The following is a 14,349-nucleotide window of genomic DNA, read 5'->3' as shown; positions in this document are numbered from 1 at the left end:
AACGATTGAAGGCCCGCGCCGGATCAAACCCGTATCTGTTCAAGCAACCAGTCACGAAACAATGCGGCCGCCGGATTGCTGGCGTCGGCGGAAAGATAATACCCTTCGTTGCATTCGACAGTGCTGTCATGTGCGCTTTCGACAAGACCGGTTGCCATCGCATGTTTCGCCAAAAATTCGCTGATCAGGGCAACCCCGCTGCCATGAACCGCCAAATGAAGCGCCATGCCGAACGTGTCGACGAAAACAGCAGGCTGCCGTCGCACGTCCTGCTTGTCGAACCACGTCTTCCATCCACTGGACGTGCCGACTGCTTCTATCAGGGGAAGGTCGAACGGATCCCCTGCAAGCGTCGGCGCCTTTAGAGCGACAAGCCTGTCAGGCCTCAGGCGCTCGGCCCCCCTGCCCACTTGTTTTTCTGACCCAAACCTGACCTGAACGTCAGCTTGCGACGCGTGAAAATCGTCAGGCCAGATTGCACTGAGCAGCCGCACACTGATCTCTGGATTGCGTGTGGTGAAGTCCGCGAGATTTGGGGCGATGACCCATTGCGCGACACTAACAGAGGTGGCGACCGTCAAGACATCTCCTGGTGCGCTTGCGTCGGCCCTTCCAGCAGCAGCGGCAAGTGCCTCAAGCGCACTGCCGACCTCGGGCAACAGTTTTCGCCCGGCATCCGTCAGGGCCAGACTGCGAGGATGTCTTACAAAAAGTGCTGTCCCCAGACGCATCTCAAGGGACTTTACCTGCTGACTGACGGCCGATTGAGTCAGACCTATTTCCTCGGCAGCCGCGGTAAAACTCAGGGTCCGGGCTGCTGCCTCGAAGGATCGAAACCAGGTCAAGGGTGGAAGTGATTTTCCCATTGATCAAGTTAGCCATTAATCTTTTTAATGCGAAAGCACATAATTCAATCATTTGTCAAAAACCACACTCGTTTCTACCTTTCTCCAGCGCGACAGGAGAGGTGTGATGAAGCCAGAAATACGCAAGATTGTAACCTACGATGAGGAAGTTCTTGTCGAGGGATTTCGCCCTGCGGAAATCCCGTGGCGCATGTTTGCCGTGGCCGCAGTGATTACAAATCCCTGGGCTGGTCGATATGTCGAAGACCTTAAACCCGAAATACACGCATATGGCCCCATACTCGGAAAGATGATGACGGACCGTATGATTACGTTGGCCGGCAGTGGTGACGCAATCGAAGCCTATGGCAAGGCAGCCGTCGTCGGACTGAATGGCGAGGTCGAGCACGCCTCGGGCATTATTCATACCCTTCGGTTCGGCAACCACTACCGGCAGGCGGTCAGCGCGAAGTCCTATCTGGCTTTTACAAACACGCGTGGCCCTGCGAATGCGCCGATCATGGTACCATTGATGGACAAAAACGATGCCGGGCGGCGTTCTCACTACCTGACGATTCAATTCTCGATCCCAGACGCACCACGCGACGACGAAATTGTCGTCGTACTGGGGGCCGCAACCTCGGGCAGACCGCATCACCGCATCGGCGACCGTTATCAGGATCTCAAGGATTTGGGCCATGACGTGGACAACCCGGCCGCGGTCTGAAATCGGCGGGCTGGCCGCAATCCAAACTGGCACAGGTCCGGAAATTCTGTTGCTCCACGGGGTTGGCCTGCGGGCCGAAGCCTGGGGCGCGCAGCTGGACGAGTTGGCCTCTGAAGCTCGCCTGACAGCGCCGGACATGCCCGGTCACGGAGAAAGCCCGTTGAGTTTTTTCGACACGGAGCTGTCGGAATACAGTGAAGCAGCACGGAATGTGCTGGGCAGTCTGAACGGTCCGGTCCTAGTTGTCGGCCACTCGATGGGTGCTATGATCGCGCTGGACCTTGCCGCCAAGGCGCCAGATCGGATTTGCGGCGTCGTGGCAATGAATGCCGTTTTTGAACGCGGCGCAAAGGCAGCGCAGGCGGTTCAGGAACGTGCTGCGGGACTGGATGGTGAAACACCGGTTGATCCAAACAGCACGCTGCGCCGGTGGTTCGGTGACATCGGTTCGCCTGAACGTGATGCCTGCCGCGAATGGCTGATGGCCATGGATCCGGCTGCTTACAAACTGACCTATACGGTTTTTGCTCAAAGCCAAAATCCTTTGCGCGACGAGTTGGAGAAACTTGGCTGCCCCGCACTTTTCCTGACCGGAAGTCTGGAGCCGAACTCCACTCCCGACATGTCGCGTAAAATGGCTGAAGTCACCCCGAACGGACGCGCGCTGATCATCGATGGGGCAGCCCATATGATGCCGATGACACATTCAATTCAGGTCAACGCCGCCGTTTCCAGCTTTCAAAGCGAGGTGCTATCATGACCAAACTCGACCCCTGCGACCTTCGGCGGGCATTTGGCAGATTCATGACCGGCGTGACGGTAGTTATCACGCGCAACGCCTCTGGCATGGCCGTAGGCTTCACGGCAAATTCCTTCACTTCGGTTTCTCTCGACCCGCCACTGTTGATCGTTTGCCCAGGCAAGAACTTGTCTTCATACAGCGAATTCTCGGCCTGCACCCATTTCACGGTGAGTGTTCTGGCCGAGGGGCAAGAAGATGTGTCCAACACCTTCGCCGGCTTCAAAGGTGATCGGTTCGCCAAAACCGACCATAGCCTTGACGCGCGAGAGATCCCGTTGATCAACGGCGCAGTCGCGACATTTTCCTGCCAGACCCATCGGGTGATCGAGGCAGGTGACCATTGCGTTTTGATCGGTCAGGTCGAAGCCTATTCCCACGACGACCGCCCGGCGCTGGGCTACGCGAAGGGGCGGTACTTTAGCCTTGGTCTGGAACGCGGCGCGCTTGAACCGACGGGGCGCCGGATCGTCTGCGGCGCAATCATCGAACACGAAGGCCGCGTGCTGCTTGAGAAAACGGATGCCGGTTTCAGGCCGCCGCAGGTCACATTGTCCGACCGGCGACAGTTGCGGGACAGCCTCCGGCAGGATCTGAATGATCGTGGCATCGACGCAAATCTCGGCGTCGTCTACTCGGTCTATGACGATGCCACAGCGCATCATGTCTACATATTGGGCAATGCGCCGGACATTCCCAAACACGGCAAGCTTGAGGCCGTCGCGATTGAAGATTTGGCGGCCCTTTCCTACACGACGACGCCAATCACCACCATGATTTCTCGTTTTGCGCTGGAAAGCCGAACCCGCGACTTCTCACTTTATCTGGGCAGCGCGCAGCAGGGTGACGTTCACAGCTTTTCTGAAAGGACCTGATGGATGGAGTTTTCCCTTTTTGCACACATGGAGCGGCTGAGCCCCGATCAACCCCATGAGAAGCTGTATGAAGAGTTCATCGCGCTGTGTAAAATGGCCGATGAGGCAGGAATGCGTGCTGTCTGGACCGGTGAGCACCACGGAATGGACTTTACGATCGCACCGAACCCTTTGATGTCCCTTGTAGATATCGCACATCACACCAAGAACGTGCGGCTTGGCACGGGTACAGTGGTTGCGCCGTTCTGGCATCCGATCAAACTGGCCGGCGAAACGGCTGCGGCGGACCTGATGACTGGCGGCCGTATCGAGTTGGGCATCGCCCGCGGCGCCTATTCGTATGAATATGAACGGATGGTGCCTGGGATGGATGCATGGGACGCTGGCCAGCGCATGCGGGAAATCGCGCCGCTTTTGCCCCGGCTGTGGGATGGTGACTGTGCCCATGAAGGAGAGTACTTCAAATTCCCGGCTACCACCTCGGCCCCCAAACCGGTGCAACCCGGCGGGCCGCCCATCTGGATCGCGGCGCGGGATCCGAACAGTCATGAATTCGGTGTGCAGAACGGCTTTAATATTCAGGTCACACCGCTCTGGCAGGGCATGCATGAGATTGAAACGCTGATGGGCCGCTTTGAGGATGCCTGCGCAAACTATGACGGGCCGCGCCCCAAGATCATGCTTCTGCACCACACCTATGTTGGCAGTGACGATGCTGATCTGGATCGGGCCGCTCAGGAATTGTCTTGCTTCTACAACTACTTCGGGGCCTGGTTTCAAAACAAGCGGCCAGTCCAGCAGGGCTTGATCCAGAAGCTGACGGACGAAGAGATGGCGGCCAACACGATGATGGCTCCGGAAAACCTGGCGCGCGATCTGACTATCGGAACCGCAGATGAAGTCACGGAACGTCTGAAACGCTATGAAGACCTCGGCTACGATGAGTATTCGTTCTGGATAGACAGCGGTATGAGTTTCGAACGCAAGCGCGCATCGCTCGCCCGCTTCATCGACGATGTGATGTCCAAGTTTCAGTGAGGATCAAGACGATGCACCAGAAGCCACACTTCCAGCTTTATATCGACGGTTCGTGGACCGAAGGGGCACACGGGCAAGTGATGAGCTCGCAAAACCCTGCGACGGGCAAGGACTGGTCCAGTTTCGCCTGCGCCGCGCCGGAAGACGTGAACCGCGCCGTTTCTGCGGCGCGTCGGTCACTTGATGATCCAACGTGGCGCGACATGACACAAACCGCGCGCGGCAAACTGTTGTTCAGGCTTGCGGATCTGATCGAGGAAAACGCCAGACACCTGGGCCAGCTTGAGACCACTGACAGCGGTAAGCTGCTTGCCGAAACGGCGAGCCAGACAGCCTATGTCGGTGACTATTATCGATATTATGCGGGGCTCGCGGACAAGATCGAAGGGGCGGTTCTTCCGATCGACAAACCGAACATGCATGTCTTCACCAAACGCGAACCGATTGGTGTGGTGGTCGCTATCGTACCCTGGAACGCACAGATGTTCCTGACCGCAACCAAACTTGGACCCGCGATAGCGGCAGGATGTTCGGTCGTGCTGAAGGCCTCCGAAATTGCGCCCGCTCCGATGCTGGAGTTCGCGCGGCTGATCGATGAAGCTGGTTTTCCGCCCGGTGTGGTCTCCGTCATTACCGGGAATGCCGAAAACTGCGCCATCCCGCTTACCCGGCACCCGGACGTGGACCGGATCGCATTCACCGGCGGCCCTGAAACAGCGCGCCATGTAGTGCGCAACTCGGCTGAAAACTTTGCGGTGACCACCTTGGAGCTGGGCGGGAAATCCCCGATCATCGTTTTTGATGATGCCAATCTGGATGGCGCCGCCAATGGCTTGATCGCGGGAAATTTCGGCGCCTCGGGTCAAAGCTGCGTGGCCGGTTCGCGCGGGCTGATTCACCGCCCGGTGCTGGATGCGCTTGTTGACAAGATCGAAGAGAAGATGAAGGGCGTCGTTATCGGTGATCCATTGGAAACGGCCACCAATATTGGCCCGCTCTGCACCGAAGCTCAGTTGGAAAGAATTCAGGCGACTTTGGCGAAAGCCACAGAACAAGGTGCACGCATCCGTTTCGGAGGAAAACCACTGGACCGGCCAGGCAACTACATGGACCCAACACTGGTGGAATGCACGAGCGCAGAGACTGAGACGCTGAAGGTCGAAATGTTCGGCCCCGTAATGTCGTTGCTGCCATTCGAAACGGAAGAGGAAGCCATCGCTTTGGCCAACGACTCTCAGTTTGGGCTTGGGTCTGGTGTTTTCACTGAAAACGTCGCCCGTGCCCACCGGGTTTCATCCCGTCTGAAATCGGGAATTTGCTGGATCAATACATACCGCGCCGTATCACCGATTGCACCTTTCGGCGGCTATAATCAATCCGGTTACGGCAGAGAGGCAGGAATCGAGGCCATTCACGATTACACGAGGACCAAAACTGTCTGGCTGAATACGTCAGAACAGCCAATGTCGAACCCATTCGTCATGCGCTGACAAAAATTTATTTCCTTGTCTTTTTGAAGGCGCAGGTGTTGCGCTTGTCCATCGCACCAAATTCTCTGAGCCCAGCTCATTATGATGCAACGCCTTGTGGTTTCCGGGCTGTTTCGAAGCACCCGGATGGCGATCTCTAGTCCATTCGAACCGAATATCTTATAATGGGTTCCGAATACGGCATTCGCATTCCCGGCAAAGTCGGAGCGACAGCCTAAAGAAACAAACGGGGTTATCTCCGGCCCTTCATGGACGCTATCGAAGTCGGCGATGACCAGGTACGCACGAGGGGACGGCGAGCTCAGATTGAAACGGCTGTATTTACTCGACAAGTCGAGCGCTCTGCAGCTCCCTGTTTTGCTCTGAAATAGCGGTGCTGTCAGACAAATTCGAACCAGTCTCAGCTAGCAACTGTATTCCTTATTTGGATTGAGAACCCCAGTATTGACGGGATTTGCACAGAGCATTTGCTTTTGTGACGAGTTTTCGGGCCTCAGCGGTGATAATGATTTTGTACGATTTTCCGGCCGCGCGTTGGTGATCAGCGAAGGCTTTCAGAACCGAGTTGTGATGAGCCGCAACCAGCGCGGCCTGGAACATCACGTACCGTAGCAAGCGTCGTCCGCCGCCAATGGCTCGTTTCCCGCGCAAAGCCCCACTGTCATGGGCGATTGGTGCGAGCCTCATCAATACTGGGGTTCTCAATCCAAATAAGGAATTCAGTTGCTGGCCTTCGCAATTCAGGTTGGCTTGGGGTTCGATAAAAACATGATTCAGATCTTGCGACGGGAGTCATTGCGCCCCGGCGAAGAGTATTTGTTTCCTGCGGTCTGCATCCCTTTGACACAAAACGAAATCGCTCTCATTCAAAAAACCCCGGGGAGAGGGCGCAACTAAAAAATGTCCAAAATCATCACGCCCTGCGACTAGCGCAACCAGAGTTTTCACGCCGTTTTTCTGCTTCATTGAGGGCTTTATGAAACGCAACGCCGCACCAATGCGTCTATCGTCTGTGTTATTTGGTCCTGATGCGTGAAACAGATGCCCGTGATGCATGGATGCCTGCCCCGCACGTAATTCCACAGCGACTGCATCTTGTTCATTCACATCAACCGCGATTTCCTGCCCACGTGATAACAGATTGTTTTCGCTGAAGGTGTCCACGTGTGGCACGATACGGCTTTTATGGCTGCCGGGAACGAACTTCATACACCCGCTTTGCTCGGAAGCTTCCGAGATCGCAACCCAGCAGGTAACTTCCTCTGCGTCATCCAATCCCCAATAGGTCAGGTCCTGATGCCAGGAAACGATCTTTGTAGATCGAACTTCTTTGACAAATAGTGCTCCGCTCCAAACCATAAGGTCCGGTCCCAATACCGTTGAAGCAACTTCAATCAGTTTAGGATGGCGAAGAAGTGCGTCGAATGAAGGTATTAGTCTGTCCGGATAAGAATATAGCAGCTTCAGTTTATCTGGGTCGTCTTTGAGAATGCGCTCCGCTTCCTCAAAATCATCGCGCAATGCCCGGGTCTCGTTGTCTGTTAGGATGTCCAGCGGTGCTACGAAACCATCTCTTTCATAGGCCTCCGCGACGTCAGGCGATTGTCTATCCATTTTCATTATCCGTGAAAATCAACTGCACCTTCATTGATCGGCTTCGGTCAGATGCGATCTCGAACGCGGCTATCGCCTCCCGTACATCAAAGGAATGCGTCACCAACTGATCGACGTTAATTAGTCTGCTTCGCATCATCTCGACCGCGACTGAAAACTCGGAATGGAAACGGAAAGATCCGCGAAGTGCAATCTCTTTTGCAGTCAACACCTGCATCGGCACCGTCATGTCGCCCCCCAGACCAAGCTGAACTAAGGTTCCGCCCGGGCGCAAACAGGCAACGCCAGACGCCAGAGCGAGTTGGGCACCTGAACACTCCAAATGTATGTCAATTTGGCCCTTGTCTCTCTCAAAAAGCTCCAATTTTTGCGGTTCGTCCTTGGTGTTGATCACCTCGTCTGCACCGCAATCGCGAGCCGTGTTCAACGTCTGATCAGAAATATCGGTTGCTATAATTCTGGCAGCCCCTGACCGTCGTGCGACCATGATCGTAAGACACCCGATCGGACCGCAGCCTGTGACGAGTACCGTCTTACCGACCAGACTCCCCGCCTGATTAACCGCGTGTAGACAAACAGCCAAAGGTTCCGCCATAGCAGCCTGCGCCGGGGTCAGTCCATCTGCTGCAACACATTGGTTGGCTTTGACGACAAGTTTGCTCTGAAAGGCACCTTGGATATGAGGATATGGCATTGCGCTGCCGTAGAATTTCATATCAAGACAGTGGTTTTGCTGACCTTTCAGACAATAGAAGCAAGTTTGGCAGGGACAGGACGGAGAAATTGCGACCAGTTGACCAACGTTTAGCCCAACAGCACCTGCTCCGATGTCCAAAATTTCACCTGCAACTTCATGCCCAAGCGCCATAGGCTCACGCAACCTGATCGAACCAAATCCTCCGTGGTTAAAATAGTGCAGGTCAGAACCGCAAATTCCACCGGCCTTCATTTCAATCAGAGCTTCATCTGAACCTATGTCGCGAACGTTTCGAGTTTCCAACCTAAGATCCTTCGCAGCATGGACAACAACCGCGATATTGGCCGACGACATTGATAAGCCCCCCCCCTATACAGATTGCCAAAAGATACGGATAGTCGGTGCCAACAACCAAGGAGTTTTTGCATGACGCTTGAATTGTTCGACCTAAAGGGAACTCGCGCACTGGTGACGGGCTCTAGCCAAGGTATTGGATTTGCGCTGGCTCGCGGCTTGGCCGCCGCCGGTGCAAAGGTCATTTTGAACGGGCGCGACACCGCAAAACTAACTGCAGCAGCCTCCGAGTTGAACCAGGCAGGCGCCTCGGTACGTGAACTTTCGTTCGATGTGACCGATCATGAAGGTGTCCGATCTGCTGTGGACGACTTTGAAGAAAAAATCGGCCCGATAGACATCTTGATAAACAACGCCGGAATGCAACACAGGACAGAGTTACAGGATTTCCCCGCTGATGCCTTCGAGCGCCTACTACAGACAAATGTGGCGTCCGTCTTTCACGTCGGTCAGGCAGTGGCACGACATATGATTGAAAGAAAGTCTGGTAAGATCATTAACATTGCTTCGGTTCAATCCGCATTGGCCAGACCGGGTATTGCGCCTTACACGGCGACAAAAGGTGCCGTGACCAACCTTACAAAAGGGATGGCAACTGATTGGGCCAAGTATGGTCTTAACTGCAATGCCATTGCGCCTGGATATTTCGATACGCCTTTGAACGCCGCCTTGGTTGCCGACCCAGAGTTCAGTGCATGGCTCGAGAAACGTACTCCGGCCGGCCGCTGGGGCAATGTGGAAGAACTCGTCGGTGCAGCAGTATTCCTTGCGTCCCCCGCATCCAGCTTCGTCAATGGACATACTCTCTATGTCGATGGTGGAATAACCGCGTCACTCTGATCTGGAGCTTTCAATCGTCTGCAAAGCGTGGCTGAACAAAGAAGTCCGTCACACCACCGAATTCAAGGCAATCAGCACAACAACCAACAAAGAACCTGCCATCGCTAAGTTGATCCTTCGGTGCGACCTCTCGCTTAAATCAAGGCTACCTAGTTTTGCACCAGCACTCAGCCAGATCATGTGCACTGGCACCCAAATCGTATTGAAAACTATGACTTTTATGATGACCTCCAAAAAAGGCGCTTCGGGCAAAAATGCAAACCCTGAAAACAATGCAGTGCCGACCACGTAAGCTTTTGGATTAATGAATTGTAGCGTCAGCCCATTTGCAAATCCAAGTGGTGAGTCTGCAGGAGAGAATCCAACTTTTGAGCCAGCGCTAGCAATGCGCCAGGCGAGAAAAACCAAGTATCCGACCGACGCAAACAACAACAAGTTTCTGAGCACTGGCACAGCCAACGCCGCGGCGGCTACTCCCGAGACCACCAACATCATGTTGATGAACCCGCCCAGCATCAAACCTGCGACAAATGCCAGACCTGCCCGAAAACCAAATGCTGATCCAATTCCGGCCGTTGTCAGAACACCAGGCCCCGGGGTAATCAGCAGAAAGAAAACCGCAACAGCAAACTCAAACACTTGTCAGATTGGCCATTTACACATCTCTGCATTCCGGAACAGCCGTGATAACCGATCCGTCCTTAAGATGTTGCAGCAGGTTGTCGACAGTGAGGTCACCCATGGCTGCACGCGTCTCAAGAGTCGCGCTACCAGCATGAGGAAGAAGAACGACGTTGGGCAGCTCGCGCAGTTCTTTTGGAACACGCGGTTCGTCCTCGAAAACATCCAGCCCCGCCCAACCGAGCTCACCGTTCTGCAATGCTTTGATAAGAGCAGTTTCGTCGACGACTGACCCGCGACTAACGTTTATCAGTGTTCCGTCCGCCCCCAACGCACGCAACACCTCAGCGTTTACCAGCTTATTGGTCGACGAGCCTCCGGGCGTGATGCATATCAGGATGTTCACGTGTTCCGCCAATCCAACCAAATTATCGAAGTAGCGGTACGGAACATCCTTCTGTGTCCGGGTATGATAAGAAATTTCGGGAGCCCATGGCTCCAACTTGTCAACGATCGCCTGACCAATGCGACCAAGACCAAGAATGCCTACTTTTTGATTATCCGCAGATCGGGTCAAAGGGGCGTTACCTTCAACTTCCCATCGTCCGGACCGAACGTAATCATCGTCACGTACGAGCTCTCGATAACATGACAGCAACAGCAGAACTGCCGTGGTTGCGACTTCTTTGTTCAACACATTAGGTGTGTGCGTAACGACAATCCCGCGCTCAGCAGCGGCATTTGCGTCGACGGCGTCGTAACCAACCCCATAGACGCTGATCATTTTCAGATTACTGAGGGAAGTCATTAGGTCATGCGGAACTCCGTCGTGCCCATTTGTAACGATATGCGTTATGCTTTCCGCGTTGAAATCATCCAATTGATGTATGTCGAATACTGAGGTCAGGCGGTCTCGCATCCGTTCTGTGATGCCGCCAATTTGCAACAAGTCAGTCATCTTGGCCGACCTTTTGCCTCTGAACACCCAACCCATCGATGCGAAGCTCCATGACGTCGCCTTTTTTTAGGTAAACTGGTTCCGGCTTGATCCCCATTCCAACACCGGGCGGTGTTCCAGTTGAAATGACGTCGCCTGGGTGCAGTGTGAAAAGCTGGCTTAGATGCTCAATGATCTCGGCAACGGAAAAGATCATCGTAGCGGTGTTCCCGGTTTGCATGCGCTGACCGTTTACATCCAGCGACATAGCAAGACTTTGAGGATCAGGCACCTCGTCTCGGGTCACTAGCCAAGGGCCGGTAGGGCCAAATGTGTCGCAGGATTTTCCTTTGGTCCATTGGCCTGTCAATTGAGTTTGAAAATGCCTTTCAGAGACATCGTTTACGATACAATAGCCAGCAACGTATTCGACCGCGTCAGCCTTGGAAACATATTTGGCCGTTTTGCCGATGACGACGCCGAGTTCGCATTCCCAGTCGGTGTGCGTAGATCCACGCGGCATGACTACGTCATCATATGCCCCAATGACCGCAGAATTTGCCTTGAAAAAAAGTATCGGATGCTTCGGGATTTGAGCACCGGTTTCTGCCGCATGGTCCGAGTAGTTTAATCCGATGCACAGGAATTTTCCGATTTTCCCAACACAAGGTGCGATGCGAGGATCGCCCTCTACAATCGGTAGTTTGCCCGGATCCAATGAGCGCAGATTGTCAAGTGATGCATCATCCAACATCTCACCCGTGATATCGTTGATGTGAGCAGACAGATCCCGTAGTAGACCCTCAGAGTCGACCAAGGCGGGTTTTTCGGAGCCCTCGGCTCCGTAACGAACAAGTTTCATTTCTGTTCCTTTTAGTGATTGTCGCGTGGCAAGAAACCTCGCGCGATATCGCGGTAATTTTCTGCACCCTTAAGGGTCATGCCACGATCCAGTCGATCTACTTTTTCGCGGAATATTTCCTGCCAAGGTGATTGATTGGGCGGCATCGAATACCCACCGCGTGCCTCTAGATCGCGGGCGCGTTCATGCAGTTCTTCAAGAGAAACCAGCATATCTGCTGTGCGTTTGCCAAGATCGATGCGTAACCGGTCACCATTTTTCACCAAGGCCAACCCGCCGCCTTCCGCAGCTTCGGGTGAAGCATTCAGGATAGAAGGGCTTCCTGATGTGCCGGATTGCCGTCCATCACCGATGCAGGGAAGAGCTTCGATGCCTTGTTTCAACAAATATGCGGGCGGACGCATGTTCACGACCTCTGCGGCACCCGGGTATCCTTTTGGTCCGGCTCCGCGCATGATCAGAATACAGTTTGCGTCGATGTTTTCCGCGGGATCGTCGATCCGATGGTGAAAATCCTCAGGCCCATCAAACACAACCGCCCTGCCCTCAAATGCATTAGGATCATCCGGGTTCGACAGGTAGATCTCTCGAAATGCCTGCGAGATCACAGATGTCTTCATAATCGCACTCTCGAACAGATTGCCCGAGAGATTGATGAACCCTGCTTGTTCCTTAACAGGGCTGCTGACAGGCTTGATCACTTCACAATTAAGCGACCGGCGCATGGAGCAGTTTTGCCCCATCGCGTTGCCGTTCACCGTTAATGCATCGGGATGAGGAAGCAATCCAGCTTCAAGAAGCTCTCCGACAACTGCAGGAACGCCACCAGCATGTTGGTAATCTTCACCCAGGTATTTCCCGGCTGGTTGCATATTGACCAAAAGAGGTACGTCGTGGCCATGTTTCTGCCAGTCATCGTTGTTCAGCGGAACACCAAGATGCCGGGCAATTGCATTCAGGTGTATCGGCGCATTTGTCGATCCGCCAATGGCCGAGTTAATGACAATCGCGTTTTCAAAAGCTTTTCGTGTCATGATATCGCTTGGGCGTAGATCCTCCCAAACCATGTCCACAACGCGTTTACCGGTTTCATAGCTGATTTGACCGCGCTCTCTATACGGGGCTGGTATGGCTGCTGATCCCGGCAATTGCATTCCCAAGGCTTCAGCAAGCGAATTCATGGTCGTCGCCGTTCCCATGGTGTTGCAATAGCCAACCGAAGGTGCTGCGGCAGCAGCGATTTCCATAAACTCATCGGTATCAATTTCATCAGCTGCAAGGTCTTCGCGCGCTTTCCAAATAACCGTTCCGGATCCGGCGCGCTCACCTTTCCACCAGCCGTTGAGCATGGGGCCGACCGACAGGGCGATCGCTGGGATGTTGACAGTCGCAGCGGCCATGAGAAGTGCGGGCGTGGTCTTGTCGCAACCAATGTTCAGAACAACGCCATCAATCGGATACCCGAATAGACTCTCCACCAAGGACAGATAAGCGAGATTGCGGTCCAAAGAGGCAGTTGGCCGTTTACCGGTCTCTTGTATCGGGTGCACGGGAATTTCAACGCACGTTCCCCCGGCAGCGATGATCCCGTCGCGAACGCGTTTGGACAACTCGATATGGTGCCGATTGCAAGGGCTTAAATCGCTACCGGTCTGAGCAATGCCAATTATTGGCTTGCCCGACTGCAGCTCCTCACGGGTCAGTCCGTAGTTGAGATATCTTTCGAGATACAACGCGGTCATTTCCAAGTTTTCAGAATTCATAAACCACTTGCGAGACCGCAGATCATCCTTTGATATTATTGTCATTGGCCTGACCAACCCCCATCAATTACATGTGTGTGTCCTGTGGTGAATGCACTCTCATCACTCGCCAGATAGACGACCAATGCAGCAATCTCTTCTGCTTTTGCCACACGCCCCATAGGTTGACGTGCCACAAATTGTGCAAGCGCTTCTTCTCTGCTGCCCAGTTGCTTGCCCAATTCATCGACCCTGCCCCGCCAACTGGGACTGTCGACCGTTCCCGGGCATATGCAATTGCACCGAATTCCTTGCGTTATAAAATCCACGGCCACCGACTTCGTCAGCCCAACAACAGCAGCCTTAGTCGCGCCATAGACGAAGCGATTTGGCGCGCCTATTACAGATCCCAACGCGGACGACATATTGATTATCGACCCTCCGCCACGCTCAAGCATTCCGGGCAAAACAGCCTTAACAGTGCGCACCATTGAACGAACGTTTAGGTCCATGGCAAAATCCCATTCGTCATCTGTTGCTTCGAGAATTGTGCCGTGATGCACGAACCCAGCACAATTAAACAGAACGTCTGGTTTGGCCCGCTCGGCACCTTCTTGGACACTTTCATCATTCGTCACATCCATCTCGAAAATTTCTAAATTTTCGAGATTCTCGCCCCGAATCGAGTTTAGGTTTGTGATGTTTATGTCGGTCGCATAGACAATCGCGCCCTCTCTCGCCATTGCAACCGCGCTGGCAAGTCCGATCCCTTGCGCCGCAGCTGTAACCAACACACGCTTTCCCTTAAGTCTTTCTATCATTTATATTTTCCAACTTCCTTAGTCACAATTGCACCGCTGGCTTTTGGTCCACGGATCAACTGAAGTTCAAAGAAACCTTGGTAAGAC

The 14,349-nt window shown here is 54.0% G+C and carries 15 protein-coding genes; 6 read left to right on the top strand and 9 right to left on the bottom strand.

All coding sequences use genetic code 11. The annotated features are described in order from the left end of the window. Nucleotides 1–23: 23 nt before the first annotated feature. A complete protein-coding gene (locus AC2FLP_RS05165; RefSeq protein WP_299896607.1) occupies nt 24–845 on the bottom strand; it encodes a LysR family transcriptional regulator in 822 nt (273 codons plus the stop codon). A 127-nt stretch (nt 846–972) separates the two neighbouring features. Here AC2FLP_RS05165 and AC2FLP_RS05160 point away from each other — a divergent pair, with 127 nt between their 5' ends. From AC2FLP_RS05160 to AC2FLP_RS05140, 5 genes are read left to right on the top strand one after another with little or no spacing between them, the layout of a single operon-like run. Further along, nucleotides 973–1,572 (top strand): amino acid synthesis family protein, encoded by a 600-nt coding sequence (locus tag AC2FLP_RS05160; RefSeq protein ID WP_299896605.1) that lies wholly within the window; start codon nt 973–975, stop codon nt 1,570–1,572. Then, nucleotides 1,544–2,332 carry an alpha/beta fold hydrolase gene (locus tag AC2FLP_RS05155; protein ID WP_299896602.1) on the top strand — a complete coding sequence of 263 codons (789 nt, stop codon included), beginning with the start codon at nt 1,544–1,546 and terminating at the stop codon, nt 2,330–2,332. The genes AC2FLP_RS05160 and AC2FLP_RS05155 overlap by 29 nt, the downstream gene beginning before the upstream one ends. Beyond that, nucleotides 2,329–3,246 carry a flavin reductase family protein gene (locus AC2FLP_RS05150; protein ID WP_496681945.1) on the top strand — a complete coding sequence of 306 codons (918 nt, stop codon included), beginning with the start codon at nt 2,329–2,331 and terminating at the stop codon, nt 3,244–3,246. The genes AC2FLP_RS05155 and AC2FLP_RS05150 overlap by 4 nt, the downstream gene beginning before the upstream one ends. Before the next feature lie 3 nt (nt 3,247–3,249). Further along, complete coding sequence (locus AC2FLP_RS05145; protein WP_496681942.1) at nt 3,250–4,284, top strand: LLM class flavin-dependent oxidoreductase; 1,035 nt, start codon at nt 3,250–3,252, stop codon at nt 4,282–4,284. A gap of 11 nt (nt 4,285–4,295) precedes the next feature. Further along, nucleotides 4,296–5,774 carry an aldehyde dehydrogenase gene (locus AC2FLP_RS05140; protein WP_299896593.1) on the top strand — a complete coding sequence of 493 codons (1,479 nt, stop codon included), beginning with the start codon at nt 4,296–4,298 and terminating at the stop codon, nt 5,772–5,774. A gap of 420 nt (nt 5,775–6,194) precedes the next feature. On the opposite strand, the gene AC2FLP_RS05135 is transcribed toward AC2FLP_RS05140, so the two are convergent. From AC2FLP_RS05135 to AC2FLP_RS05125, 3 genes are all read right to left on the bottom strand, one after another. Next, nucleotides 6,195–6,461 carry a transposase gene (locus AC2FLP_RS05135; protein ID WP_496681938.1) on the bottom strand — a complete coding sequence of 89 codons (267 nt, stop codon included), beginning with the start codon at nt 6,459–6,461 and terminating at the stop codon, nt 6,195–6,197. 105 nt (nt 6,462–6,566) lie between these two features. Beyond that, the gene (locus AC2FLP_RS05130; RefSeq protein ID WP_254683805.1) at nt 6,567–7,388 is read right to left on the bottom strand and encodes a phytanoyl-CoA dioxygenase family protein; all 822 of its coding nucleotides are present in this window, start codon (nt 7,386–7,388) and stop codon (nt 6,567–6,569) included. Continuing rightward, the gene (locus AC2FLP_RS05125) at nt 7,381–8,439 is read right to left on the bottom strand and encodes an L-idonate 5-dehydrogenase (protein ID WP_496681935.1); all 1,059 of its coding nucleotides are present in this window, start codon (nt 8,437–8,439) and stop codon (nt 7,381–7,383) included. Before AC2FLP_RS05125 ends, AC2FLP_RS05130 begins: the two co-directional genes overlap by 8 nt. Nucleotides 8,440–8,511: 72 nt before the next feature. Between AC2FLP_RS05125 and AC2FLP_RS05120 the strand changes: the two genes are divergently transcribed. Continuing rightward, nucleotides 8,512–9,279, top strand: coding sequence for an SDR family oxidoreductase (locus tag AC2FLP_RS05120; RefSeq protein WP_299896588.1), 768 nt, complete (start codon nt 8,512–8,514; stop codon nt 9,277–9,279). Between the two features lie 48 nt (nt 9,280–9,327). On the opposite strand, the gene AC2FLP_RS05115 is transcribed toward AC2FLP_RS05120, so the two are convergent. Genes AC2FLP_RS05115 through AC2FLP_RS05095 form a run of 5 tightly spaced genes read right to left on the bottom strand, consistent with a single transcriptional unit; the run spans nt 9,328 to nt 14,262 of the window. After that, on the bottom strand, nt 9,328–9,918 hold the full coding sequence (locus tag AC2FLP_RS05115; RefSeq protein WP_299896585.1) for a LysE family translocator: 591 nt from the start codon (nt 9,916–9,918) through the stop codon (nt 9,328–9,330). A 16-nt stretch (nt 9,919–9,934) separates the two neighbouring features. Continuing rightward, entirely contained in the window at nt 9,935–10,858 is a 924-nt protein-coding gene (locus AC2FLP_RS05110) for a 2-hydroxyacid dehydrogenase (protein WP_117869152.1), read from the bottom strand. Next, a complete protein-coding gene (locus tag AC2FLP_RS05105) occupies nt 10,851–11,699 on the bottom strand; it encodes a fumarylacetoacetate hydrolase family protein (RefSeq protein WP_496671983.1) in 849 nt (282 codons plus the stop codon). Before AC2FLP_RS05105 ends, AC2FLP_RS05110 begins: the two co-directional genes overlap by 8 nt. 11 nt (nt 11,700–11,710) lie before the next feature. Beyond that, entirely contained in the window at nt 11,711–13,507 is a 1,797-nt protein-coding gene (locus AC2FLP_RS05100; protein ID WP_496681929.1) for an IlvD/Edd family dehydratase, read from the bottom strand. Continuing rightward, nucleotides 13,504–14,262, bottom strand: coding sequence for an SDR family oxidoreductase (locus tag AC2FLP_RS05095; protein WP_496681926.1), 759 nt, complete (start codon nt 14,260–14,262; stop codon nt 13,504–13,506). The genes AC2FLP_RS05100 and AC2FLP_RS05095 overlap by 4 nt, the downstream gene beginning before the upstream one ends. Between the last annotated feature and the right edge of the window lie 87 nt (nt 14,263–14,349).

The sequence above is a fragment of the Ruegeria sp. CDSA141 genome, from assembly GCF_059612005.1.
Note: the sequence above shows the minus strand (reverse complement) of the source record. Positions and strands in the feature narration are given on the sequence as shown.

Bases quoted from the DNA above. Each gene is read 5' to 3' on its own strand.
- AC2FLP_RS05110 (WP_117869152.1), bottom strand. From the start codon at position 10,858: ATGACTGACTTGTTGCAAATTGGCGGCATCACAGAACGGATGCGAGAC.
- AC2FLP_RS05130 (WP_254683805.1), bottom strand. From the start codon at position 7,388: ATGGATAGACAATCGCCTGACGTCGCGGAGGCCTATGAAAGAGATGGT.
- AC2FLP_RS05140 (WP_299896593.1), top strand. From the start codon at position 4,296: ATGCACCAGAAGCCACACTTCCAGCTTTATATCGACGGTTCGTGGACC.
- AC2FLP_RS05155 (WP_299896602.1), top strand. From the start codon at position 1,544: ATGACGTGGACAACCCGGCCGCGGTCTGAAATCGGCGGGCTGGCCGCA.
- AC2FLP_RS05145 (WP_496681942.1), top strand. From the start codon at position 3,250: ATGGAGTTTTCCCTTTTTGCACACATGGAGCGGCTGAGCCCCGATCAA.
- AC2FLP_RS05100 (WP_496681929.1), bottom strand. From the start codon at position 13,507: ATGACAATAATATCAAAGGATGATCTGCGGTCTCGCAAGTGGTTTATG.
- AC2FLP_RS05160 (WP_299896605.1), top strand. From the start codon at position 973: ATGAAGCCAGAAATACGCAAGATTGTAACCTACGATGAGGAAGTTCTT.
- AC2FLP_RS05120 (WP_299896588.1), top strand. From the start codon at position 8,512: ATGACGCTTGAATTGTTCGACCTAAAGGGAACTCGCGCACTGGTGACG.
- AC2FLP_RS05105 (WP_496671983.1), bottom strand. From the start codon at position 11,699: ATGAAACTTGTTCGTTACGGAGCCGAGGGCTCCGAAAAACCCGCCTTG.
- AC2FLP_RS05150 (WP_496681945.1), top strand. From the start codon at position 2,329: ATGACCAAACTCGACCCCTGCGACCTTCGGCGGGCATTTGGCAGATTC.
- AC2FLP_RS05095 (WP_496681926.1), bottom strand. From the start codon at position 14,262: ATGATAGAAAGACTTAAGGGAAAGCGTGTGTTGGTTACAGCTGCGGCG.
- AC2FLP_RS05125 (WP_496681935.1), bottom strand. From the start codon at position 8,439: ATGTCGTCGGCCAATATCGCGGTTGTTGTCCATGCTGCGAAGGATCTT.
- AC2FLP_RS05135 (WP_496681938.1), bottom strand. From the start codon at position 6,461: ATGAGGCTCGCACCAATCGCCCATGACAGTGGGGCTTTGCGCGGGAAA.